Source organism: Chryseobacterium sp. 27AL (assembly GCF_057815395.1).
The window spans coordinates 1-560 of sequence record NZ_JBYRIW010000041.1 but is presented as its reverse complement, the minus strand read 5'-3'; the positions used below and the strand labels follow the sequence as shown (position 1 = coordinate 560).

The following is a 560-nucleotide window of genomic DNA, read 5'->3' as shown; positions in this document are numbered from 1 at the left end:
CTGCCAGTTGTATAATTCCTTTTGTCGTTGCCGTAGCATCATTTGCCGAGAAGGAAGTTCCTGTCAGGGTGAGTCCGGTTCCGGCGGTATAGGTAGTATTTGTGTCAGTTGGTGTCACCCAGGTTCCATCTCCTCTTAAGAAAGTTGTAGCGGTAGCTCCTGTAGGAAGCTTGGCAACGGTTACCGCATTATTGGCAATTTTCGATGTTGTTACGGCGTTAGCTGCTATGGTGGTGGCTCCGGTGTTGGAAATGGTGACATCTCCTGTCGGACTAACGGCTGTGGCCACGTTAGAGGCACTTCCTACATAGATGTTTCCGCTGGCAAGTGAAGTGCTAACCGTATTTCCTGTAGAGATTTTCTGCCAATTCGTTCCATCAAAATAATAATAGCCTGCAGTGGTAATATTGGCTGTTGGCCCGGTAGGGTTAGTGTCGGCTGAAGAGGCATAAACAATAAGTCCTTTCTGTGCTGCTCCATAGACAGCGGCGGCTGTGGCAGTATGGATGTTATCACCGGATAATTGTGGGATAATGAGTCCTTCGGGTTTGGTTCCGCTG

The 560-nt window shown here is 48.8% G+C and carries 1 pseudogene; it reads right to left on the bottom strand.

The annotated features are described in order from the left end of the window. Positions 1-560, bottom strand: a pseudogene (locus AC3WV0_RS18115) (hypothetical protein); the annotation flags it as partial.